Origin of the sequence: Rathayibacter sp. AY2B7 (genome assembly GCF_002931635.1) — a bacterium.
Lineage (GTDB): Bacteria > Actinomycetota > Actinomycetes > Actinomycetales > Microbacteriaceae > Rathayibacter.
The window spans coordinates 24,283-47,328 of the sequence record NZ_PSUC01000001.1 but is presented as its reverse complement, the minus strand read 5'-3'; the positions used below and the strand labels follow the sequence as shown (position 1 = coordinate 47,328).

Below are 23,046 nucleotides of genomic sequence, written 5' to 3'. Positions count from 1 at the left end.
CCCGCGAGGAGCACCGTGACCGATCAGACCGAGGAGTACCTCCTCCCGGGCGAGGGCGTCCTCATCGACGAGCTCCCCAAGGTGTCGCTGCACGACCACCTCGACGGAGGCCTGCGGCCCGGGACGGTCCTCGAGATCGCCCGCGAGACGGGCGTGCCGCTCCCGGCCGAGGAGCCGGACGCGCTCGCCGAGTGGTTCCGTGCCACGGCCGACTCCGGCTCCCTCACCGACTACATCGCCACCTTCGAGACGACGGTCGCCGTGATGCAGACCGCGCCGGCGCTCGAGCGCGTGGCCCGCGAGTTCGTGCTCGACCTCGCCGCCGACGGAGTCGTGCACGGCGAGGTGCGCTGGGCGCCGGAGCAGCACCAGCGCGCCGGGCTCTCGCTCGACGCGGCTGTCGAGGCGGTCCAGGAGGGGCTGCAGCAGGGCGTGCAGGAGGCGGCGGCGCAGGGACACCGCATCCGCGTCGGCCAGCTGATCACCGCGATGCGGCACGCCGACCGCTCGCTCGAGGTCGCCGAGCTGGCGCTGCGCCACCGCGAGCGCGGTGCGATCGGCTTCGACATCGCCGGAGCCGAGGCGGGCTTCCCCGCCTCGCGGCACCGTGCCGCCTTCGAACTGCTGGCGGCGGCGCACTTCCCGACCACGGTCCACGCGGGGGAGGCGGACGGCCTCGACAGCATCCGCTCGGCCCTGCTCGACGGCCGCGCGCTGCGCCTGGGTCACGGCGTCCGGATCGCGGAGGACATCCGCATCGAGCGCCAGGACGACGACGCGAGCTACGTGACCCTCGGCGAGCTCTCGGAGTGGGTGAAGGATCGCGAGATCGCCCTCGAGCTCAGCCCCTCCTCCAACCTGCAGACCGGAGCCGTCGCGGCGTGGGGCGCCGAGCTCGCCGACCACCCCTTCGACCTGCTCTACCAGCTGGGCTTCCGCGTCACGGTGAACACCGACAACCGCCTGATGAGCGCGACGACCCTCAGCCGCGAGCTCGCCCTCCTGTCCGACGCGTTCGGGTACGACCTCGACGACTTCGAGGCCTTCCAGCTGAACGCGGCTCACGCCGCCTTCCTGCCGCTCGACGAGCGCCGTGAGCTCGTCGAGACGATCAGCGCCGGCTTCGAGGCGGCCTGACGGTGCCGCTCGACGCGCTCCCCGAGGAGGCGGTGGCCCTCCGCCACTCCGCCGGATCATGGCGGGAGGCGGTCCTCGAGGCGGGCCGTGCTCTCGAGCGGACCGGTGCGGTCGACGCCGCCTACTCCCGCCGCATGGTCGAGCAGGTCGACGTGCTCGGGCCGTACATCGTCATCGCGCCCGGGCTCGCCCTCGCGCACGCCCGGCCCGGCAACGATGTCCTCGCGGACGGCCTCTCCGTCGTCACGCTGGCCGAGCCCGTTGCCTTCGGCCACAGCACCAACGACCCGGTGTCGGTCGTCATCGGGATCGCCGCCACCCAGGCGCACGGACACGTCGGCTTCGTCTCCGGGCTCGCCGACGTGCTCAGCCGTCCGGACGCGGTCGGCGCCCTCGCCGCCGCCCGCACCGTCCGCAGCATCAACGCCGTCCTCACCGACAGCAGACCGCACCACCCGCACCACGGAAGAAGCGCATGAAGATCGTCACCCTCTGCGGCGCCGGAATCGGCACCTCCGCCATCCTCAAGCTCGGCGCCGAGCGCGCCCTCGAGACCCTCCACCTCGAGGCCGAGGTGATCGCCTCCGACCTGGCCTCCGTCGACGCGCTCGCCGCCGACGCGCAGGTCATCCTCACCTCCGGCGAGCTCGTCGACCGCATCGGCCGCACCTTCGCCGAGGTCGTCGTCATCGACAACTACCTCGACCAGAACGAGATCACGGAGAAGATCGAGCGGGCGCTGGGCTGAGTCCGTTTCTGAGCCGCTCCCTGCGCGGCTCAGCGCGGTCGGCCTCCCGACGAGGCGCGTTCTCAAGAGCGGGTCGCGTCGGGCTGCCTCGAATCGCTGGCACGCGCGGTGCTCGACTCTGAGCCGCTCCCTGCGCAGCTCAGCGGGGTCGGCCTCCCGACGGGGCGCGTTCTCAAGAGCGGGTCACGTCGGGCTGCCTCGAATCGCTGGCACGCGATTCTCGGACGCGCCCTCCACCTTGCGGGGAGGGGGCGCCCCTGCCCCTGCTGGTCGAGTGGCCGCGGAGCGGCGTGCCGGGAGCCGGCTTCCCGCGCGGACGGCTGCTCGGACCTCGGGGGGTCAGCGGGCGGCGAGCTGCTCGAGGACGGTGCGGATCAGGCGGCGGGCGCGGGCGGGGGAGAGGCGGGCGGGCCGCTCGGACGCGCGGGAGACCGCGATGCCGTCGAGGACCGCGAGGAGCAGCGCGGCGTCGTCGGCGCCGAACGACGCTGCGGGATGCGCGGCGCGCAGCAGCTCCAGGACGACGTCCTCCGTGCGCGACCAGCCGGCGGCGTGGATCGCGCGGATCTCCGGATCGGTGCCGGCGCGGGAGGCGAAGGCGGTCCACACGATCGCGTCGGGCACGTCCTCGTCCGCGACGCACGCGATCTCGTCGCAGAAGACGCGCAGCCGCACCTCGGCCGAGGGTTCGGCCTCCAGGCGGCTCCGCATCCGCTCGCGGAAGCGCTCCTCGACCCGGGCCATCGCGCCGGCCAGCAGCGCCTGCTTCGTCGGGAAGTGGTGCTGGACGGCCCCCACCGAGACGCCGGCCTCGGCCGCGACGGTGCGGATGCTGAGGTGCTCCGCCCCGCGGGTCGAGAGGACGGCGACGACCGCCGAGAGGATGTCGCTCCTGCTCTCGCGCCGATCCGGCATGGCGTCCCTCTCGTTCGACTGCTCGAGCAGGCTACGCTCTCGGACATGACCAATACGACCGTATTGCCGCCCCGTGCCGGAGCCGGCCGCCGCATCGCGACCCTGGACGTCGTCCGCGGTGTCGCGATCATCGGGACCCTCGGCACGAACATCTGGATCTTCTCCCACCCCTGGGGGATGCTCGGACTGCTCTCCGTTCCGGTGACGCCGGAGACCTCCTCCTCCGCCGGGACTGCGCAGCTCCTGCTGATGGCGCTGGCGCAGGGCAAGTTCCTCGCCCTCCTCTCCCTCGCCTTCGGGGTGGGCCTCGCGATCCAGCATGCCTCCGCGGTCCGGCGCGGGACGCGCTGGCCGGGCCGCTACCTCTGGCGCGCGACGCTCCTCCTCCTGGACGGCGCGGTCAACTACGTGCTGATCGCGGAGTTCGACGTCCTCATGGGATACGCCGTCACCGGAGCGGTCGTCGCCTGGCTGCTGCTCACCCGGCCGACGACGCAGCGCCGCGTGATCCTCGTCTGCGGCGCTCTGCACGTCGTCCTGATCTCGGCGCTCGTGGCGCTCGTGGCGGCGAGTCCGGACGGTGCCGGACAGGGGCCGACCGGCCGGAGCCCCTACGCGGACGCGTCGTTCCTCGGCCTCGCCCTCTTCCGGCTGCAGAACGCGGGCGTCTTCCGTGCGGAGCCGGTGCTCATCGGGCTCCTCAGCCTCGCGATGTTCCTCCTCGGCGCGCGCCTCCACCGGGCGGGGGTCCTCGCCGCCGAGGGCGCGTCGCTCCGCCGCCGCCTGATGGTCCTCGGCGCCCTCGCCCTCCCCGTCGACCTCGCGCTGGGCGTCGGGGGGAGCGCCGCCGGTCTGCTCGCCGAGCGCTACCTCGTCGCGCCCCTGGTCGGGCTCGGCCTGCTCGCGGCCCTCGCCGAGGCCTGCCTCCGCCGGGGCGCCGAGGGCTGGGCGGCACGCCGGGCGCGGGAGGTCGGCCGGGTCGCCCTGAGCGCCTACCTCCTGCAGAACCTGCTCGGCGGCGCCCTCTTCTACGGCTGGGGACTCGGGCTGGCGGTGACCGCCGCGCAGTGGCGCGTCCCGGCGACCGTCGGAGCGTTCCTGCTCATCGCGGCGGTCGTCGTGCTCGCGGCGCACCTGTGGCTGCGCCGGTTCGAGCTCGGTCCGGTGGAGTGGCTCTGGAAGCGGGGCGAGCGGATCGGTGTCCGCGCGCCCCGCTGACCGGAGGGGGACCTACGCGAGGAGCTCCGCGGCGCCGGTGCGCAGGGCGGCGAGGCGGGACGAGACGGCCGACCGGCGGGCGTCGGCGTCGGAGTCGTGCGACCAGGCGTCGAGGTAGAGCTTGACCTTCGGCTCCGTACCGCTCGGGCGCGCGATGAGACGGGCACCGTCCAGGGAGAAGCGGAGCGCGTCGGTCGGGGGCAGCGCGCCGCCCTCGGCGAGCAGGTCCTCGCTCCGCTCGACGGCGAGCCCGCCGATCGCGGTCGGAGGCGTCGCGCGCAGTCCGGCCATGATCCGGCCGATCTCGGAGAGGTCGGTGACGCGGAGCGAGATCTGCTCCGATCCGAAGAGCCCGAACCGCTCGGCGAACGACTCCAGCTCGTCGTCGATCGTGCGCTCCTCGGCGGCGAGCGCGCTCGCGAGGGAGAGGAAGGCGAGCGCGGCCGAGACGCCGTCCTTGTCGCGGACCGTCCCGGGGTTCACCAGGTAGCCGAGCGCTTCCTCGTAGCCGAAGACGAGGTCGGGGACGCGCGAGATCCACTTGAAGCCCGTGAGCGTCTCGGCGAAGTCGAGGCCGTAGTCGGCGGCCACGGCACCGAGGGCGGGGGAGGAGACGATCGAGCAGGCGAGCGCTCCTCCGGTGCGGCCCTCTCGGCGGGCCTGCTCGGCGGCGCGCCAGCCGAGCAGCGCTCCGACCTCGTTGCCGGTGAGGCGCCGGAAGCCCTCCGGGGCGGAGGCGTCGGGCACGGCGGCGGCGAAGCGGTCGGCGTCCGGGTCGTTCGCCACGATCAGCTGCGCGCGACCGGAGCGCGCGGTCGAGAAGGCGAGGTCGAGGGCGCCCGCCTCCTCAGGGTTCGGGAACGCGACCGTGGGGAACGCCGCGTCGGGCTCGATCTGCTCGACCACGACGGCCGGCTCGTCGAAGCCCGCCGCGGAGAGCACCCGGTGCGCCGTCTCCCAGCCGACCCCGTGCATCGCCGTGTAGACGATGCGCAGCGGAGCGGACTGGCGGCCGACGGCGGCCGTCGCCTCGATGTAGGCGGCGACCACGGACTCGTCCGCGAGCCGGTACTCGCCGCGCGGAAGCTCCGGAACGCGCCGGTCCCGCGCGACCGCGAGGATCCGCTCGGCGATCTCGGAGTCGACCGGCGGGACGATCTGCGAGCCCTCGTCGGCGCCGCCGAGGTACACCTTGTAGCCGTTGTCCTGCGGCGGGTTGTGGCTCGCCGTGACCATCACTCCGGCGTCGGCACCGAGGTGGCGCACGGCGAAGGCCAGCACGGGGGTGGGCAGGAGCCGGGGCAGCAGCACCGCGTCCACGCCGGCGCCCGCCATCAGCGCGGCGGAGTCCTCGGCGAAGACGCGCGAATTCTTCCGGCCGTCGTAGCCGATCACGACCACGGGCCGCTGGACGCCCTGCGCCAGCAGGAAGTCGGCCAGGCCGACGGCGGCCTGCGAGACCAGCACGCGGTTCATCCGGTTGGATCCCGCCGCGATGGCGCCGCGCAGGCCCGCGGTGCCGAACGCCAGGCGGGCGCCGAAGCGGTCCTCGAGCTCGGCGCGGGCGGAGGCGTCGCCCGAGTCGGAGGCGGTCAGCAGGCCGACCAGCTCCTCCCGCGTCTCCGGGTCGGGGTCCTGGGCGAGCCAGGCCTCGGCGAGCTCCCGGACGTCGACGCTCACAGGGCCCCCGTGATCCCGGCGAGCAGGCGGGCGAGGTCGTCCTCGGCGTCGCGGCCGGCCTCGAGCACCTCCTCGTGGCTGAGGGGGGTCTTCTGGATGCCGGCGGCGAGGTTCGTGATGAGCGACATGCCCAGCACCTCCATGCCCGCCTCGCGTGCGGCGATGGCCTCGAGGGCGGTCGACATGCCGACGATGTGGCCGCCGATGATCTTCGCCATCTGCACCTCCGCCGGGCTCTCGTAGTGCGGCCCGCGGAACTGCACGTACACGCCCTCGTCCAGCTCAGGACGCGTCCCCCGGGCGAGGTCGCGCAGGCGCGAGGAGTAGAGGTCGGTGAGGTCGACGAAGGTCGCGCCCTCGAGCGGCGAGTCGGCGGTGAGGTTGATGTGGTCGCTGATCAGCACGGGGGTGCCGGGCGTCCAGTGCTCCTTGATGCCGCCCGCGCCGTTGGTGAGGATCATCACCGTCGCGCCCGTCGCGGCGGCTGTGCGGACGCTGTGCGCGACGCGGCGCACGCCGTAGCCCTCGTAGTAGTGGGTGCGGGCGCCGATGATCAGTGCCCGCCTGCCGGTGGGGAGCAGGACGGAGCGCAGGGTGCCGCCGTGCCCGTGCACGGCCGGCTTCGAGAAGCCGAGGATCTCGGTGGCCTCCACCGTCGCGGTCGTCTCGCCGATCGCGTCGGCGGCCTTGCCCCAGCCGCTGCCGAGGGTGAGGGCGATGTCGTGCTTCTCGACCCCTGTCGCCTCGGCGATCTGAGCGGCCGCGCGGGCCGCGATCTCGAAGGGATCGGCGTCGGGGGCGTCGAGGGGGTGCAGGGTCTGGTCGGACATCCTCCCACCCTACCGACGGGCTGCGCGGCGGCGGAGGGCGACTCCCGCGGCCGATCCGACACTCCGCGATTGGGCGAACACTCAGCGAGAGAGGACAATGGGAAGCATGGCTTACGAGTTCGAGCGCGCGCAGAGGATCGCTGTACTCGGAGGGGGGCCGGGCGGCTACGAAGCCGCCATCGCGGGAGCGCAGCTCGGCGCCGAGGTCACCCTGGTCGAGCGGGTCGGAGTGGGCGGCTCGGCCGTCATCACCGACGTCGTCCCGTCGAAGTCGCTCATCGCGACGGCGGAGGCCACCAACGCCATCGGCGAGGCCGCCGACCTGGGCGTGCAGTTCTTCACCCGCTCGGAGCAGAACAAGCCGGTGCGCCCGGACGTGGCGGTCAACCTGGCGACGGTGAACAAGCGCCTTCTCGGCCTCGCGCGCCAGCAGTCCGAGGACATGCGCGCGAACCTGGTGCACCACGGCGTGCGCATCGTCCAGGGGGACGGGCGCCTGGACGGATCGAACGCCCTGATCGTCTCGACGGCGGCCGGTGGCGAGGGCATGGACTTCGACCGCATCGAGGCGGACACGATCGTGGTCTCGGTGGGCGCCAGCCCGCGTGTGCTCCCGACCGCGGCTCCCGACGGCGAGCGCATCCTCAGCTGGACCCAGCTCTACAACCTCAAGTCCGTCCCCGAGCACCTGATCGTGGTGGGCTCCGGCGTGACCGGCGCGGAGTTCGCCTCCGCCTACCGTGCGCTCGGCGCCCGCGTGACCCTCATCTCCTCCCGCGACCAGGTGCTGCCCGGCGAGGACGCCGACGCGGCCGCTGTGATCGAGAACGTCTTCAAGCGCAACGGCATGGTCGTGCTCTCGAAGTCGCGCGCCGACCGCGTCGAGCGGACCGAGAAGGGCGTGCAGGCCGTGCTCTCGGACGGACGCGTCGTCGAGGGCTCGCACTGCCTGATGGCCGTCGGCTCCGTGCCGAACACGGCGGGCATCGGCCTCGAGGACGCGGGGGTGCAGCTGACGGAGTCGGGGCACATCCGCGTCAACCGCGTCGCCCGCACCAGCGTCCCCTCGATCTACGCGGCCGGGGACTGCACCACGTTCCTCCCACTCGCCTCCGTCGCCGCCATGCAGGGCCGCACCGGCGTGTTCCACGCCATGGGCGACGCCGTGAACCCGACCGAGGTGCGCAACGTCGCGGCGAACATCTTCACGCAGCCCGAGATCGCGACCGTCGGGTGGAGCCAGCGCGAGATCGAGGAGGGCATCGCGCAGGGTGAGATCTACAAGCTCCCGCTCGCCGCGAACCCGCGGGCGAAGATGATGGGCATCCGCGACGGCTTCGTGAAGCTGTTCGCGCGCACCGGCTCCGGCACCGTCATCGGAGGCGTCATCGTCGCTCCGAAGGCGAGCGAGCTGATCTTCCCGCTCGCCCTCGCCGTGGAGCACCGCCTGACCGTCGACCAGGTCGCGCGGGCCTTCACCGTCTACCCGAGCCTCACCGGCTCGATCTCGGACGCTGCGCGCGCCATGCACATCGTCACCTGACGCGCCCCTCCGCCGGGCCGCGCGCGGTGCGGCCCTTCATCGGCAGAGCGCGCGACCGGGAATCGCGTGCGAAGCGATTCACGGCAGCGCGACACGGTCCGCTCTGCGGTATCCCTCACGTCGAGGAGCCGACCGCGCCGGGCCGCGCGGGGAGCGGCCCGGAACAAGCTCAGACGATCTGGAGGAGCACGTGTCCCGCGGGGACGGTCGCTCCGGCCGTCGCGTCGAGGCCCTTCACGACACCGTCCTTGTGGGCGGTGAGCGGCTGCTCCATCTTCATCGCCTCGAGGACGACGACCAGGTCGCCGGTGACGACCGTGTCGCCCTCGGCGACGGCGACCTTGACGATGGTGGCCTGCATGGGCGAGGCGACGGTGTCGCCCGTGACGGTGCTGACGGAGGAGGAGCCGCGGCGCTTCGGGGAGGCGGCAGCGGCCCCGCGGGCGGGTCCCGAGCCGACCAGGTCGCCGGGGAGCGTGACCTCGACGCGGCGCCCGTCCACCTCGACGACCACGTTCCGGCGGGCCGCCGGCTCGTCGGTCGCTCCGGGCTCGCCGCTCCAGGCCGGGATCGTGTTCTCGAACTCGGTCTCGATCCAGCGGGTGTAGATCGTGAAGGGCGCGCCGCCCTCGGGGGCGAAGGCCGGGTCCTCGACGATCGCGCGGTGGAAGGGGAGGACGGTCGGCAGCCCGGTGACCTCGAACTCGGCGAGGGCGCGGCGCGAGCGCTCCAGCGCCTGCTCGCGGCTGTCGCCGGTGACGATCAGCTTCGCGAGGAGCGAGTCGAAGGAGCCGGAGATCACGTCCCCGGCGACGACGCCCGAGTCGACGCGGACGCCGGGTCCGCCGGGGGCCTTGAAGACGTGCACCGGGCCCGGAGCGGGGAGGAAGCCGCGGCCCGCGTCCTCGCCGTTGATGCGGAACTCGAAGGAGTGGCCGCGGGGCGCCGGGTCGTCGTAGTCGAGCACGCCGCCCTCGGCGAGGCGGAACTGCTCGCGCACGAGGTCGATGCCGGTGATCTCCTCCGACACGGGGTGCTCGACCTGGAGGCGGGTGTTCACCTCGAGGAAGGACACCGTGCCGTCCTTGCCGATCAGGAACTCGCAGGTTCCGGCGCCGAGGTAGCCGACCTCCTGCAGGATCGCCTTCGAGGCGCGGTAGAGCTCGGTGTTCTGCGCGTCCGTCAGGAACGGCGCGGGCGCCTCCTCGACGAGCTTCTGGTGGCGGCGCTGGAGGGAGCAGTCGCGGGTGGAGACCACGACGACGTTGCCGTGCGCGTCGGCCAGGCACTGGGTCTCGACGTGGCGCGGCTGGTCGAGGTACTTCTCGACGAAGCACTCGCCGCGGCCGAAGGCGGCGACGGCCTCGCGCGTGGCCGAGGCGAACAGCTCCTCGACCTCGTCGCGCTCGCGGGCGACCTTGAGGCCGCGACCGCCGCCGCCGAAGGCCGCCTTGATCGCGACGGGGAGGCCGTACTGGTCCACGAACTCGAGCACCTCGGCGGCACCGGAGACGGGGTTGAGGGTTCCCGGGGCCAGCGGCGCGCCGACCTTCTCGGCGACGTGGCGGGCCGAGACCTTGTCGCCGAGGCGCTCGATGGCCTCGGGGCCGGGCCCGATCCAGATCAGGCCGGCGTCGATGACGGCGCGGGCGAAGTCGGCGTTCTCGGCGAGGAAGCCGTAGCCGGGGTGCACGGCGTCGGCACCGGAGCGGCGCGCCACCGAGAGCAACTTGTCGATGACGAGGTAGGTCTCGGCGCTGGTCGTCCCGCCGAGGGCGTAGGCCTCGTCGGCGAGGCGGCTGTGCACGGCGTCGCGGTCCTGGTCGGCGTAGACGGCCACGGAGGCGATCCCGCTGTCGCGGGCGGCGCGGATGACTCGGACGGCGATCTCGCCCCGGTTGGCGACGAGCACCTTCGTAATCTTCGGCATGGTCCCCAACCCTAGGGGGCGGCTCCGCCCGGCCCGGCGCGGCTCACCACAAAGAAGCGGAGGGCCTTCGTCGGTTCCTCACAAGGGCGGGACGGGCCTCAGCGGTTCCAGAGCGCGGTCCAGTCGACGCCGAGGCTCCGCACCAGAGTGCGGAGGGTCGGCACCGACATCCCGATCACCGTCGAGGGGTCGCCCTCGATCGCGGTGATGAAGCCGGCGCCGCGGCCGTCGATGGTGAAGGCGCCGGCCACCTCGAGGGGCTCGCCGGTGGCGACGTAGGCGTCGATCTCGGCGTCGTCGATGTCGTCGGCGAACGTGACGGCGGCGGAGGTGACCGCTCCGGCCTCGGCGACGATCCTCCCGCCGCGGTGGTCGACGAGCCAGTGGCCGGAGTGGAGGCGGCCGGTGCGTCCGCGCTGGGCGCGCCAGCGCTCCCGGGCCCGCTCGGGCTCGTGCGGCTTGCCGTGGACGACGCCGTCGAGGACGAACGCGGAGTCGCCGCCGAGCACCAGACCGTCGATGTCCGGGCGCAGGACGGCGTGCGCCTTGGCGCGGGCGAGCAGCGAGACGGTGGCGTCCGCGTCCAGCGCCGCGCCCCGCTCCTGCTCGGCCCGGGCGACGGCCGCGGGCTCGTCCACCTCGGAGGGGACGACGACGGGCTCGATCCCGGAGGCCCGCAGCAGCGCGAGGCGCGCGGGGGAGGTGGAGGCGAGGTAGAGGCGCACGAGGGCTCCCTGCGGCCGGGCCCACGCTGTGGGATGCTCGACGGATGGCACAGACCCCGTCCCGAGCATCCGCCCGCCCCGACGGGGCCGACGACGCACTCGGGACCGAGATCGAGCTCGACATTAGCAACGTCGCCCACGGCGGCGTGTTCGTCGCCCGGCACGAGGGCCGCGTCGTCTTCGTCCCGGACGTCCTCCCCGGCGAGCGCGTGCGGGCGCGGATCAGCGAGGTCCGGCACGACAGCTTCTGGCGTGCCGAGGCGCTCGAGGTGCTCGAGGCGTCCGAGCACCGGGTGGAGCACGTCTGGCCCGAGGCCGCCCTCGACCGCCGCCCGGGGGAGCGCGTCGGCGGCGCCGAGCTCGGCCACGCCGACCTGGCCTACCAGCGCGAGCTGAAGCGCCTCGTGCTCGTCGACTCCTTCTCCCGCTTCGCCCGTCGCGAGGTCGAGGTGGAGGTCGCGCCGATCGGCGGGGACGACGCGTCCGGCGGCCTCGGCTGGCGCACGCGGAACCGCCTCCACGTCGACGACGACGGACGGGTCGGCCCCTACGCGGCACGCAGCCACCACGTCGTCACCGTGGAGTCGCTGCCCCTCGCGACCGCCGATTCCTCCCTGGCCGCACCGCTCGGCGAGCGCCTCGCTCCCGGCTCGGTGGTCGACCTCGTCGACGCGGCCGGGTCCGAGGGAGCCGCGGTGCTCGTGCACGACCCCTCCGACAAGCGCGCCCGCCGCGACCGCACGGTGGTGAGCGAGTTCGTCGCAGACCGCACCTTCCGGGTCGACCGCACCGGCTTCTGGCAGGTGCACCGCGGAGCCGCCGCCGCGCTCTTCGAGGCCGTGCAGGCCGCCGTCGACGCGGACGCGGCGGACCCGTCGGCCGCCAACCACGACCTCTACGGCGGGGTGGGCCTGCTCGCCGCGGCGCTGGCCGACCGCCTCGGCGCCGGAGTGCGCGTGACCAGTGTCGAGAGCGACTCCCGCGCCACCGAGCACGCACTCGAGAACCTGGCCGACCAGGTCGGCGCCCGCGCGGTGACCGCCCGCGTCGACCGCTACCTCCGCGACGTCGTCGCCCAGGCCGATGCGCGCGAGCGGGCGCGGTGGCGCGCGGCGACCGTGGTCCTCGACCCGCCGCGCTCGGGCGCCGGCCGGGCGGTCACCGACGCTCTGACGGAGCTGCGGCCGGCGCAGCTCGTCTACGTCGCCTGCGACCCGGTCGCGCTCGCCCGCGACGTGGGCGCCCTGACCGGGGCCGGCTACGAGCTGGAGCGCCTCGAGGGCTTCGACCTCTTCCCGCACACCTCCCACGTGGAGGCCGTTGCGCGACTGGTCCGCCGAGAGGACTGACCGCGGGCCCGCGCCTGCGTACCATGGGCGGGATGGAGCCCCACGTCGACGCAGCCGAGGCCCCGCGCGTGCGCGTGGCGATCGTGGACGACCACGAGTCGGTGCGCCTGGGCGTGGCCGCCGCCGTCGAGAGCGCGGGGATGCAGGTGGTCGCCGCCGCCGAGACCGTCCAGGCCCTCGAGAGCACGATCGGCGGCGCCGAGATCGAGGTGCTCGTCCTCGACCTGTCCCTGAACGACGGCTCGAGCATCACCAGCAACGTCAAGTGGGGGCAGGTGCGCGGCTCCGCTGTCCTCGTCCACAGCATCGCCGACCGCGTCGTGGCCGTGCGGGAGGCGCTCGCCGCGGGAGCGGCCGGCGTCATCCCGAAGTCCTCGCCCATGTCGACGGTCGTCGCCGCCATCCGCACGGTCGCCCGCGGCGAGGTCCTCAACAATCTGGAGTGGGCCTCGGCCATCGACGCCGACGACGACTTCGCGCGGGCCGTGCTCGGTCGTCGCGAGCGCGACGTCCTGCACCTCTACGCCTCGGGGCTGCCGCTGAAGCTTGTGGCCGAGCGGCTGCAGATCTCGGTGTCGACGGCGAAGGAGTACCTCGACCGGATCCGCGACAAGTACGTCGAGATCGGCCGTCCCGCCCCGACGAAGGTCGATCTGCTGCGGCGCGCGGTGGAGGACGGCATCCTGCCGGGCATCGACCCGGACGACGGCGATGGCGGGCGCTGAGGCGCCGATCGCCCGCCGCAACGCCGGGCGCGAGCGGATCGACCGGATCATCAGCACGGTCGTGTCGTTCTTCGGCTTCGGCTTCGGCGTGCAGACCGTCCCGCCGATCCTCGCCCAGCTGCCCCTGCTGCGCCCCGAGGTGGCCTGGCCGGTGCTGGTGCTGGTCTTCGGATCGCTCACCGCCGCCGTGGTCACCGCCGTGCTGCGGCGGGGCACGCGGATCACGGCGGTCCTGGTCGCCGTCGGTGTCCTCATCGCCCTCCTGACCTGGCCGGCCGCCGTCTCCACCGGGGGCGCGGACCGCGAGACCCCGTGGATCTGGTACCTGCTCACCATCGGCACCGCTTTCTGCACGATCGCGGCTCCCCTCCGGATCGCGATCGCGTACGTGTCGGTGACGACCGTGCTCTTCGGGCTGCTGCGCGTCCTCCCCTCCGGCGGCGGGGCGGAGCCGACCCGCGCGATCCTCGACGCCGCCTACGTGGGCATCGTCGGCTTCGTGATGCTGGTGCTGATCACCGTGCTCCGGCAGTCGGCCGACCAGATCGACCGTGCGCAGACCACGGCCATGGAGCAGTACGAGGCGGCGATGCGCCAGCACGCCGGCGAGGTGGAGCGGGTCGAGGTCGACGCCCTGGTGCACGACAACGTGCTCGCGACGCTGCTCTCCGCCGCCTCCGCCGAGTCGCCGGCCGAGCGCGCGCTGGTCTCCTCGATGGCGCAGCGCACCCTCGCCGTGCTGCTGCCCGACCACGAGCCGGAGCCGCCCGAGGGGATGGTCCCGCTCGAGCTCCTGCAGCGCCAGCTCGCCCACGCGGCGTCCACCTTCGGGACCGAGATCGCGGTCGCGACGGCCGCCGGAGTGGATCCGCGCGCGACGACGCTGCCGCGCCCGGTGGCCGAGGCGCTGCTCGGCGCGGTCTGGCAGGCGCTCGCCAACAGCGTCCAGCACGCGGGTCCGAGCGGCAGCGTCCACCGCGCCGTGCACGGGCTGCTGGGCGACGGCGCGGTGGAGGTCGTGGTGGAGGACGACGGACGCGGCTTCCGGCTCGCCGACGTCCCGCGCGAGCGGCTGGGCATCCGGCTCTCCATCCTCGAGCGGGTGCACAACGCGCGGGGATCGGCGCGGGTCGACTCGACTCCGGGCGAGGGCACCCGAGTCGTCCTCTCCTGGCGGGCGGACGCGGGAGGAGGGCCGTGATCGCCTACCCGCGCCCCCTGCTCCAGGCGCTCGGCGCCGGCTTCTCGCTGTACCACGTGGTGCTCGCCTTCTTCTCCTTCCGCATCTCCCCGGCCACGCCGGCCGACCTCGTCGCGGTCGCGCTGTACGTCGCGGCGACCGTCGTCGCCCTCTGGCCGGGAGCGACGACCCGGCTCGCCCTGCCCGTCGCGGTCGGGATGACCGCGGTCGCCGTCGCGCTGCCGCTGCTGGTCGCGCCGTCGCTCGATCCGGGCGCCTCCAACGGCTACTCCACCTGGTACATCGCCGCGGTCGGCACCCTCATGACGATCGTGTGCGCCCGCCGGCGCGCGGCCTGCGCCTGGGTCGGCGTCGGCTTCCTGATCGTGCACACCGTGTTCTGGGCCGGCCCGGCCGCGCTGGCCACTCTCGGCGTCGTCGGGGGGATCGCCTGGGTCGCGATCGCGCAGCTGCTCATCGTCGAGCTCGGGCGCGCGGGCTCCGAGGCGCGCGTGCTCGAGGCGGCCGAGCGCGCGGCCGCGTCGTGGCGGGCCGCGGAGGAGGCGCACCTCACGGAGCGCGAGGTCCGGCTGGAGCAGACCCGTGCCCTCGCCGCCGACATGCTGCTGCGCATCGCCGAGCCGGGACCGGGCCTCACCGACGAGGAGCGGCGCGAGTGCCGGCTGCTCGAGGCGGCCGTGCGCGACGAGATCCGCGGCCGGCGGCTGCTGGACGACGAGGTGCGGCGTCTCGTGCTCGACGCGCGGCGGCGGGGGGTGACCGTGTCGGTGCTCGACGACGGCGGCCTCGACCGCACCTCCGAGGGCGAGAGCCGACGGGTGCTGGGGGAGCTCGCCCAGGCTCTGAGCGGGATCCGCGAGGAGGTCGACCGCGTGGTGGTGCGCACCGCGTCGGCCGACTCGGCCTCAGCCGTCACGGTCGTGGGCCTGCGGACGGCCGGCGACGGCAGCGCGGGCGCCCTCGGCTCCGACGACGCCGGGGACGAGGTCGACGCCTGGGTCGAGATCCGGCGCGACGGCGTCGGCGGACGGGACGTCTGAGCGGCGGAGAGCGCGCGGGAGGGCGCGGCCGTCCGCACCCGCAGCGACCGACGGCGGCCCGGGGCGGAGGGCGTGCGGATGTCGGATCGGTGCCGCGGGCGGGACGCTCCGGCTCTCAGCACAGCTCCGGTCTCGGCGCGCCCGGTCTCTCGGAGCGGACCGATCGTCGGCGCGGCACGAGGGTGAGCAGAGCCGTCGTGAGCAGTGCCCGTCGAGCGCAGAGCGCGTGATGAGAAGAGCCTGTTAACGGAGTGCGGCGGGCCGTCCGCTCCTCCGAAGAGGGGGCCCGGCCCGCCGTCAAACCCCGAGTGAGGGTAACAACCCGAATATTACCCTCACTCGCCCCCAACACACCCGCCTGCTTACCCTGGTCGGCGAGTGATTGGCGGTGCCCCTTCCGAAGGAGGAGCACCGTACGTCCACTAGTGTGCTCGCTCCGCCAGGAGGCGCATAGTCAGCACTTTAGGGGACTAATCGGGGGACAAATTTCACGTTCCGCGTCGCGGATCGCTCGTTCCCCGACGGGCTGCGTCTGCGAGTCCGCTCAGCCGGAGAAGGAGCGCCACGCTCCCGGTGCCGGCCGCAGCGGCCCGCGGACCGCCGCGGCGCGGTCGTTCCAGCCCCCGCTGAGCTCCTGCGGGGTCTCCGGCTCGGCCTCGGTGCGCGAGGTCACTGCGGTGACGACGGCCGTGACGGCGGCGATCTCGGCGGCGTCGAGGCCGGGGGTGGAGATGACGACGGCGGGTGCGGAGTCGGAGGCGGTCATCCCGTGACGCTATCGCATGCCGTTCACGGCGCCGGTCGGCGGGGCATGGCTATGCTGACGCCGGATGCCGCCGGAGCGTCGTCCGTCCGTTGCGAACAGGAGCGTCCCCGCATGCCGACGTGGTTCCCGAGGAGCGGTGCCGCGGCGCTGCGCCCCCTGCGTCTGCTGGTCCGGAGGTCGCCTGCGGCCGTCTCGGTCGTCCTGGTCCTCCTGGCCGCGAGCGCGATCACGGGGACGCTCGTCGCCCCCGCGGGAGCCGAGACGACGGCCTGGTGGGCGGCGGGCCCGATGACGACCCTCGACGGCCGTCCCTGGACGGCGGTGACCGCCCTCCTGATCGCGGCGGATCCGCTGCAGCTGCTCCTGGACGTCGTGCTGGTGCTCCCGATGCTCCTCGCCGCGGAGCGCCGCCTCGGCTCGGCCCGCACCCTCCTCGCCTTCCTCGTGACCGGCGCCGTCGGGATCGTCGTCGGGTCCTCCGTGCAGTCGATCGGCGCTCTCGCCGGCGAGTGGTGGGCGGGCGACACCGTCGGCGACCACACCTTCGACCCGCTGATCGGCGCGGTCGGCGCCCTCATCGCCTCGACCGCCTTCATGGGCGCTCTGTGGCGTCGCCGGCTCCGGGTGACCGTCTTCGCCGTCGTGCTGATGTTCGTGCTCTACGCGGGCGACTCCGCCGACGCGTACCGGCTCCTCGCGGGCGGCGCGGGGCTCGTGGTCGGCGCGGTGCTCGCGCGGGGAGTGTCGGGGCTGCGTCCGCAGCGTCCGGCGCCGAGCTCGCACCGCGAGTCCCGGGGGCTGCTGGCGGCGGTCGTCGTCGTCACCGCCATCGGTCCGCTCGTCGCCGTCCTCTCGGACTCGGGCTACGGTCCGTTCTCGTTCCTCGGCCGACTGCTGCAGAGCGCCTTCACGGGGACGACGGACCTCGAGGACCCGTGCAGCCGCGCCCTCCGGCACTGCGCGCACCACGTGAAGCTGAGCCTGGTCGCCCCCGGGCCGATCCTGCTGACGTTCGTCCCGCTCCTCCTCCTGCTCGTCGCCGCCTACGGCCTGCGCTCCGGGCGCCGCCTGGGCCTGCTGCTGGCGGTCGGGGTGAACATCGCGATCGCGATCCTGGAGGTCTTCTCCCTCCAGCGCGCCGCCCGTCACCCCGAGTTCCTGTACTACGCCGAGTACCTGCTCTGGGTGGCGACGACGGTGCTGGTGCCGCTGGCCGTCGTGGCGATGCTCGTGATCGGGAGGAGGCACTTCCGCATCCGCGCGCCCCGTGCCGCTGCGAGGCTCTGGACGCGGGTCGTCGCCATCGCCTTCGTCGTGTCCCTCGGCGGCTACCTGGCGCTCTCGGCAGGCGTGCGCACGAGCTTCGAGCCGCTCCTGGGCCTCGGGAGACTCCTCCTGGACGGGCTGCTGCGCTTCGTCCCGGTGAGCTTCCTCGGCGGCGCCGGACTGCTCGCCGTGCCGCGGGAGCCCGTCGCGCGGATCGTCTTCGAGTGGGTCGGCCCGGTGTTCTGGCTCGTGGTCGTCGTCGCGGTGGTCGCCCTGCTCCGGGCCACCGACGTGCAGCGGAACCGCGGCGACGAGGCGCGGTACCGCGCGCTCCTGTCCCTGCACGGCGCCGGCAGCCTCGGCCACCAGGGGACCTGGGAGGGCAACGCGCACTGGATCTCGGCCGACGGGACCGGCGGAGTCGCCTACCGGGTGATCGGCGGCGTGGCGATCACCCTCTCCGACCCGGCCTGCGCTCCCGAGCGGCGGGAGGAAATCGTGGCCGAGTTCGTCCGGTTCTGCGACGAGAGCAGCTGGACGCCCGTGTTCTACAGCATCCACGACGAGCTGCTCCCCGTCTTCGACCGGCTCGGCTGGTCGCGCCTCTCGGTCGGCGAGGAGACGGTCATCGAGCTCTCCTCCTTCGAGCTCACCGGCAAGCGGTGGCAGAAGGTGCGCTACCCGCTCACGCGCGGCATCAAGCTGGGCATCGAGGCGCAGTGGACCAGCTGGCCCGAGCTCTCCCTCGGCATGGCCAACCAGATCGTCGACCTGTCGGAGCGCTGGGTCGCCGAGAAGGCGCTGCCCGAGATGGGCTTCACCCTCGGTGGCATCGACGAGGTCCGCGATCCCGACGTCGCCCTCCTGCTCGCGGTCGGACCGGACGGCGTGCTGCAGGGGGTGACGAGCTGGCTGCCCGTGCACCGGGAGGGTCGCGTGGTCGGCTGGACCCTCGACTTCATGCGCCGCTCCGACGACTCGATGCCCGGGATCATGGAGTTCCTCATCGCCTCCGCGGCGCTGCGCGTCAAGGAGGAGGGTGCCGAGTTCCTCTCGCTCTCGGGCGCACCGCTCGCCACCGCACCGGTCGAGGAGGGGGAGGAGCCTCCGGAGCCGACGGTCCTCTCGCGCCTGCTCGAGTTCCTCTCGCGGACGCTCGAGCCGGCCTACGGCTTCACGTCGCTGTTCCGCTTCAAGGCCAAGTTCCACCCGCGCTACGCGGGCCTCTGGATGACCTACCCCGACGCGCTGCAGCTGCCCCGGATCGGAGCCGCGCTGGGTCGCGCCTACCTGCCCGATCTCTCCGCCTCGCAGGCGCTGGCGTTCGCGCGGGTGGTCGGGGCGAAGCCGGAGGAGAAGCCGTCGGAGGCGCCCGGGGCGAAGCCGGATGCTCCGGCCGCGAAGGCAGGCGCTCCAGCGGTGAAGGCGGGTGCTCCGACAGCCGAGCCGGACGTTCCTGCGGTGAAGGCGGGTGCTCCGGCTGCGAGGGCGGATGCCCGGGAAGCGGAGCTCGATTCCGCGACAGGGAAGCCGGACGCTCCGGCCGCGGAGCCGGTCGCTCCCGTCGTGCGGCCGGATGCTCCCGCGGAGTCCGCTGCCCGACGGACCGGCCCCGGCTCCTCCGACTGATCGTTCCGCCCCTCCGCCCCGTGAGGAGGTGGGCGCAGCGGAACGCGGCGGCACGGACGGTCTCCCGTCTCCTGCCGCGGCGTCCGAGCAGGCCGGGTCAGAGCGGGATGTTGCCGTGCTTCTTCGCGGGCAGGTTGGCGCGCTTGGTGCGCAGCGCCCGCAGCGCCTTGATGACGGAGACACGCGTCGCCGAGGGCTCGATCACGCCGTCGAGCTCGCCGCGCTCGGCCGCGAGGAACGGGCTCGCGACGTTGTAGGTGTACTCGTTCGCCAGGCGCGTCCGGACGGCTGCGACGTCCTCGCCGGCCTCCTCCGCCTTGCGGATCTCGTTGCGGTAGAGGATGTTCACCGCGCCCTGGCCGCCCATGACGGCGATCTCGGCGGTCGGCCACGCGAGGTTGATGTCGGCTCCCAGCTGCTTGGACCCCATCACGATGTACGCGCCGCCGTAGGCCTTGCGCAGGATCACCGTGACCAGCGGCACGGTCGCCTCGGCGTAGGCGTAGAGCAGCTTCGCGCCGCGGCGGATGACGCCGGTCCACTCCTGGTCGGTGCCGGGCAGGTAGCCCGGGACGTCGACCAGGGTCAGGATCGGCAGCGAGAACGCGTCGCAGAAGCGGACGAAGCGGGACGCCTTCTCGCCCGCCTCGATGTTCAGCGTGCCCGCCATGGCGCTCGGCTGGTTCGCGATGATGCCGACGGAGCGGCCCTCGACGCGGCCGAAGCCGATCACGATGTTCGGCGCGAACAGCGGCTGCACCTCGAGGAAGTCGCCCTCGTCGACGATGTGCTCGATGACGGCGCGCATGTCGTACGGCTGGTTCGGGCTGTCCGGGATGACCGTGTCGAGGAAGCGGTCCGCGTCGGTCGTCTCGAGGTCGACCTCGGTCTCGAAGACGGGGACCGGCGACAGGTTGTTGTCCGGGAGGAAGGAGAGGAGCGTCCGCGCGTAGTCGAGCGCGTCGTTCTCGTCGCTCGCGAGGTAGTGCGAGACGCCCGAGATCTTGTTGTGGGTCAGCGCACCGCCGAGCTCCTCCATTCCGACGTCCTCGCCGGTGACGGTCTTGATCACGTCGGGCCCGGTGACGAACATCTGGCTGGTCTTGTCGACCATGATCACGAAGTCGGTCAGGGCGGGGGAGTAGACCGCGCCTCCCGCGGCCGGGCCGCAGATGATCGAGATCTGTGGGATCACGCCGCTCGCCGCGGTGTTGCGGCGGAAGATCTCGCCGTACTTGCCGAGGGCGACCACGCCCTCCTGGATGCGCGCTCCGCCGGAGTCGAGGATGCCGATGATCGGGACGCCGGTCTTCAGGGCGAGGTCCATCACCTTGATGATCTTCTCGCCGGCCACCTCGCCGAGCGAGCCGCCGAAGATCGTGAAGTCCTGCGAGTACACGGCGACCTGGCGGCCGTGGATGGTGCCGGTCCCGGTGACGACGGCGTCGCCGTAGGGGCGCTTCTTCTCCATGCCGAAGGCGTGGGTGCGGTGACGGACGAACTCGTCGAGCTCGACGAACGAGCCCGGGTCGAGGAGGGTGTCGATCCGCTCGCGCGCGGTCATCTTGCCCTTGGCGTGCTGCTTCTCGATCGCCGCCTCGCCACTGGCCGTGACGGCCTCGTGGTAGCGGTTCCTGAGGTCCGCGATCTTCCCCGCGGTCGTGTACAGATCGGGCGCGGGACGTTCGGTGTTCGCGGTCACCCGCTCACCATACCGGCGGGGCGGACGCCTCCTCTTGTCGCACTCGCACAGGGAGGGCCGCTCCGAACGGGAGGATCCGGACAAGGGCGGGCCGTCGCGAGCGGCGCTCAGAGCGGCCTCGCGGGAGCCGCCGCTACCGTGGCGGCATGCTCCTCCCGCTCTCCTCCGCCGTCTCCCCCCGCGTCGTCGCGCTCGAGTCGGCGGGGTCGACGAACGACGAGCTCCGCGAGCGGGCGGCCGCCGACCCCGCCGCGTGGCCGCACCTCTCCGTCGTCGCCACCGGCGACCAGCGAGCCGGGCGCGGCCGGCTCGGGCGCGTCTGGCAGGCGCCCGCGGGCCGCACGCTCGCGGCCTCGACTCTGGTCGACGCCTCCGCCCTCGGCGCCGAGGCCTCCGGCTGGCTGCCGCTCGTGGCCGGCGCTGCTCTCGCCCGGGCCCTCGCACCCCTCGTCGACGGGGACGTCGCCGTCAAGTGGCCCAACGACGTCCTGATCGACGGCCGGAAGGTCGCGGGGATCCTCGCCGAGCGCCTGCCGGACGGGCGGGTCGTCGTCGGCACCGGCGTGAACCTGCTGCTGACGGAGGCGGAGCTGCCGGTCCCGACCGCCACCTCGCTCGCTCTCGCCGGAGCGCGGACGACGAGCGCCGACGAGGTGCTCGCCGCGTTCCTGACCGGGTTCCAGGCACTGCTTGCTCCGCTGCTCGCCCAGGGCGACGCCGAGGCCTCCGGTGCGGCCGCCGCCGTCCGCGCCTCCTGCGGCACCCTCGGCACGCACGTCCGGCTCGAGCTGCCCGACGGCACGCAGGAGGAGGGGACCGCCGCCGCACTCGCCCCGGACGGCTCGCTCCTGCTCGAGCAGGGCGGTGCGCTGCGCTCGTTCCCGGCCGGCGACGTCACGCACCTGCGCTCCTGATGGCCAGGGCCGACCCCGCCGACCGCGAGCTGGCGCGGCTGACCCCGCGCGCCCGCCGGGCGGTCGCACCGGTCGTCGGCCTCCTCCTGCTCACCTGGACGGGCTTCTACTTCGCCGCGCAGTTCGAGCTCGCCCTGCAGCGCTGGATCATCGGGCTCGGCACCGCACTTCTGGTGCTTCTCCTCTGCGCTCCCGGGATCGCGGGCTGGGCGAGCGTGCGCTACCGCGTCACCGCCTCGGGCCTCAGCGCGCGCCGGGGCGTGGCGTCGATCCGGCGGGCCGAGGTGGTCTTCGATCGGAGGATGGAGGTCGCGGTCGAGCGCACCCTCGGCCAGCGCCTCGCGCGGTGCGGCGACGTCCGGATCCTGCAGGCGGGAGCCGAGGTGTTCGTGCTGCGGGACCTGCCGGACCCGGAGCTCACGGCCGACCTGCTGCGGGAGGCGATCGGCGCGGCTCCCGCTCTCGAGCAGGAGTGGCCGCCGCCCGCGTGAGCGCGTCGGGGCCTCGGTAGCATGGAGCCGCCCCGCGCCAGCGGGCGGAGACGGAGGAGCGCCATGCGCGTCGGCGTGATCGGGGGCGGCCAGCTCGCCCGGATGATGATCCCCGCGGCGGTGGAGCTCGGCATCGAGATCGCCGTGCTCGCCGAGAGCGAGGGCGCCCCGGCGGGGCTCGCCGCGACACGGGTCGGCGACTACCGCGACGAGGCGACCGTGCTCGCCTTCGCCGAGACCGTGGACGTGGTGACGTTCGACCACGAGCACGTTCCCCAGCCGATCCTCCGCGAGCTCGTCGCCCGCGGCGTCGCCGTGCACCCCGGCCCCGACGCCCTGCTGTTCGCCCAGGACAAGCTGATGATGCGGCGCCGCCTGACCGAGCTCGGCGTGCCCGTGCCCGAGTGGGCCGAGGTCTCCTCCGCCGAGGAGCTGGGGGCGTTCCTGGCCGAGCACGGCGGCAGCGCCGTGGTGAAGACCGCGCGCGGCGGCTACGACGGCAAGGGCGTTCGCGTGGTGCGCGGCGCCCACGAGGCGGACGACTGGTTCACCGCCCTCGCCGAGGACGGCCGGGGCGGCTCGCTCCTGGTCGAGGAGCTGGTGGGCTTCCGCCGCGAGCTCGCGCAGCTCGTCGCTCGGCGCCCCTCCGGCGAGAGCATCCTCTGGCCGGTGGTGGAGTCCGTGCAGCGCGACGGCGTCTGCGCCGAGGTGATCGCTCCGGCCCCCGCGTCCGCCGGCCGGCTCGCGGCCGCCGCGGCCGAGATCGCGCAGAAGATCGCCGACAGCCTCGGGGTCACCGGCGTCCTGGCCGTCGAGCTGTTCGAGACGACGGACGACCGGATCCTGGTCAACGAGCTGGCCATGCGCCCGCACAACAGCGGCCACTGGACGATGGACGGATCGACCACGTCGCAGTTCGAGCAGCACCTGCGCGCGGTCCTCGACCTGCCGCTCGGCGCGACGGGCTGCCGCGATCCGTGGACCGTGATGGTCAACGTGCTCGGCGGCCCGGTGGGGGAGTCGCTGACCGACCGCTACCCGCGGGTGCTCGCCGATCACCCGGGCGTGAAAGTGCACAACTACGGCAAGGAGCCGCGACCGGGCCGCAAGGTCGGGCACGTGAACGCCACCGGCGACGACCTCGACCTCGTGGTCTACGAGGCTCGCGCGGCGGCGGCCGTTCTCACGGACTGACCCGTACGATGGTCGCCGTGACGAGCCTGCCGACCTCCCCGAC

Annotated in this window: 20 protein-coding genes; 13 read left to right on the top strand and 7 right to left on the bottom strand. The window is 73.7% G+C overall.

The window, feature by feature from the left end; translation table 11 throughout:
* Positions 1–15 precede the first annotated feature (15 nt).
* Genes C5C27_RS00210 through C5C27_RS00200 form a run of 3 tightly spaced genes read left to right on the top strand, consistent with a single transcriptional unit; the run spans position 16 to position 1,885 of the window.
* A complete protein-coding gene (locus C5C27_RS00210; protein ID WP_104313118.1) occupies positions 16–1,137 on the top strand; it encodes an adenosine deaminase in 1,122 nt (373 codons plus the stop codon).
* Positions 1,138–1,139: 2 nt separating this feature from the next.
* Positions 1,140–1,616, top strand: coding sequence for a PTS sugar transporter subunit IIA (locus C5C27_RS00205; RefSeq protein WP_104251228.1), 477 nt, complete (start codon positions 1,140–1,142; stop codon positions 1,614–1,616).
* Positions 1,613–1,885 carry a PTS sugar transporter subunit IIB gene (locus tag C5C27_RS00200; RefSeq protein WP_104313116.1) on the top strand — a complete coding sequence of 91 codons (273 nt, stop codon included), beginning with the start codon at positions 1,613–1,615 and terminating at the stop codon, positions 1,883–1,885. The genes C5C27_RS00205 and C5C27_RS00200 overlap by 4 nt, the downstream gene beginning before the upstream one ends.
* Positions 1,886–2,224: 339 nt before the next feature.
* On the opposite strand, the gene C5C27_RS00195 is transcribed toward C5C27_RS00200, so the two are convergent.
* Positions 2,225–2,800: a TetR/AcrR family transcriptional regulator gene (locus C5C27_RS00195; RefSeq protein ID WP_104313114.1), complete on the bottom strand. Its 576-nt coding sequence runs from the start codon at positions 2,798–2,800 to the stop codon at positions 2,225–2,227.
* A gap of 45 nt (positions 2,801–2,845) precedes the next feature.
* On the opposite strand from C5C27_RS00195, the gene C5C27_RS00190 reads away from it, so the two are divergent.
* A complete protein-coding gene (locus tag C5C27_RS00190; protein WP_104313112.1) occupies positions 2,846–4,018 on the top strand; it encodes a DUF418 domain-containing protein in 1,173 nt (390 codons plus the stop codon).
* Positions 4,019–4,030: 12 nt separating this feature from the next.
* Here C5C27_RS00190 and C5C27_RS00185 read toward each other — a convergent pair whose 3' ends face one another.
* Together C5C27_RS00185 and C5C27_RS00180 are read right to left on the bottom strand one after the other, a co-directional pair.
* A complete protein-coding gene (locus C5C27_RS00185) occupies positions 4,031–5,698 on the bottom strand; it encodes a phospho-sugar mutase (protein ID WP_104313110.1) in 1,668 nt (555 codons plus the stop codon).
* Positions 5,695–6,528 (bottom strand): purine-nucleoside phosphorylase, encoded by an 834-nt coding sequence (locus tag C5C27_RS00180; RefSeq protein WP_104238027.1) that lies wholly within the window; start codon positions 6,526–6,528, stop codon positions 5,695–5,697. The genes C5C27_RS00185 and C5C27_RS00180 overlap by 4 nt, the downstream gene beginning before the upstream one ends.
* 106 nt (positions 6,529–6,634) lie before the next feature.
* On the opposite strand from C5C27_RS00180, the gene C5C27_RS00175 reads away from it, so the two are divergent.
* A complete protein-coding gene (locus C5C27_RS00175; protein ID WP_104223171.1) occupies positions 6,635–8,071 on the top strand; it encodes an NAD(P)H-quinone dehydrogenase in 1,437 nt (478 codons plus the stop codon).
* A gap of 169 nt (positions 8,072–8,240) precedes the next feature.
* On the opposite strand, the gene C5C27_RS00170 is transcribed toward C5C27_RS00175, so the two are convergent.
* Entirely contained in the window at positions 8,241–10,001 is a 1,761-nt protein-coding gene (locus tag C5C27_RS00170; RefSeq protein ID WP_104249484.1) for a biotin carboxylase N-terminal domain-containing protein, read from the bottom strand.
* A gap of 98 nt (positions 10,002–10,099) precedes the next feature.
* Positions 10,100–10,726: a nucleoside triphosphate pyrophosphatase gene (locus C5C27_RS00165; RefSeq protein ID WP_181027094.1), complete on the bottom strand. Its 627-nt coding sequence runs from the start codon at positions 10,724–10,726 to the stop codon at positions 10,100–10,102.
* 44 nt (positions 10,727–10,770) lie between these two features.
* On the opposite strand from C5C27_RS00165, the gene C5C27_RS00160 reads away from it, so the two are divergent.
* From C5C27_RS00160 to C5C27_RS00145, 4 genes are read left to right on the top strand one after another with little or no spacing between them, the layout of a single operon-like run.
* Positions 10,771–12,075, top strand: coding sequence for a class I SAM-dependent RNA methyltransferase (locus C5C27_RS00160; protein ID WP_146079578.1), 1,305 nt, complete (start codon positions 10,771–10,773; stop codon positions 12,073–12,075).
* Between the two features lie 23 nt (positions 12,076–12,098).
* Positions 12,099–12,800 carry a response regulator transcription factor gene (locus C5C27_RS00155; protein WP_104223169.1) on the top strand — a complete coding sequence of 234 codons (702 nt, stop codon included), beginning with the start codon at positions 12,099–12,101 and terminating at the stop codon, positions 12,798–12,800.
* Positions 12,787–14,001, top strand: coding sequence for a sensor histidine kinase (locus tag C5C27_RS00150; RefSeq protein WP_104313108.1), 1,215 nt, complete (start codon positions 12,787–12,789; stop codon positions 13,999–14,001). The genes C5C27_RS00155 and C5C27_RS00150 overlap by 14 nt, the downstream gene beginning before the upstream one ends.
* Positions 13,998–15,041 (top strand): hypothetical protein, encoded by a 1,044-nt coding sequence (locus C5C27_RS00145; RefSeq protein ID WP_104225461.1) that lies wholly within the window; start codon positions 13,998–14,000, stop codon positions 15,039–15,041. Before C5C27_RS00150 ends, C5C27_RS00145 begins: the two co-directional genes overlap by 4 nt.
* Positions 15,042–15,585: 544 nt before the next feature.
* On the opposite strand, the gene C5C27_RS00140 is transcribed toward C5C27_RS00145, so the two are convergent.
* Entirely contained in the window at positions 15,586–15,807 is a 222-nt protein-coding gene (locus C5C27_RS00140; RefSeq protein WP_104313106.1) for an acyl-CoA carboxylase epsilon subunit, read from the bottom strand.
* A 111-nt stretch (positions 15,808–15,918) separates the two neighbouring features.
* On the opposite strand from C5C27_RS00140, the gene C5C27_RS00135 reads away from it, so the two are divergent.
* Positions 15,919–18,702, top strand: coding sequence for a DUF2156 domain-containing protein (locus C5C27_RS00135; RefSeq protein WP_181133400.1), 2,784 nt, complete (start codon positions 15,919–15,921; stop codon positions 18,700–18,702).
* A gap of 97 nt (positions 18,703–18,799) precedes the next feature.
* Here the strand turns inward: C5C27_RS00135 and C5C27_RS00130 are convergent, their stop codons facing one another.
* On the bottom strand, positions 18,800–20,404 hold the full coding sequence (locus C5C27_RS00130; protein WP_104223164.1) for an acyl-CoA carboxylase subunit beta: 1,605 nt from the start codon (positions 20,402–20,404) through the stop codon (positions 18,800–18,802).
* A gap of 146 nt (positions 20,405–20,550) precedes the next feature.
* Between C5C27_RS00130 and C5C27_RS00125 the strand changes: the two genes are divergently transcribed.
* From C5C27_RS00125 to C5C27_RS00115, 3 genes are all read left to right on the top strand, one after another.
* Positions 20,551–21,318 (top strand): biotin--[acetyl-CoA-carboxylase] ligase, encoded by a 768-nt coding sequence (locus C5C27_RS00125; RefSeq protein WP_104313102.1) that lies wholly within the window; start codon positions 20,551–20,553, stop codon positions 21,316–21,318.
* A complete protein-coding gene (locus tag C5C27_RS00120) occupies positions 21,318–21,809 on the top strand; it encodes a PH domain-containing protein (protein WP_104313100.1) in 492 nt (163 codons plus the stop codon). The genes C5C27_RS00125 and C5C27_RS00120 overlap by 1 nt, the downstream gene beginning before the upstream one ends.
* A 63-nt stretch (positions 21,810–21,872) precedes the next feature.
* The gene (locus tag C5C27_RS00115) at positions 21,873–23,003 is read left to right on the top strand and encodes a 5-(carboxyamino)imidazole ribonucleotide synthase (protein ID WP_104313098.1); all 1,131 of its coding nucleotides are present in this window, start codon (positions 21,873–21,875) and stop codon (positions 23,001–23,003) included.
* Positions 23,004–23,046 lie beyond the last annotated feature (43 nt).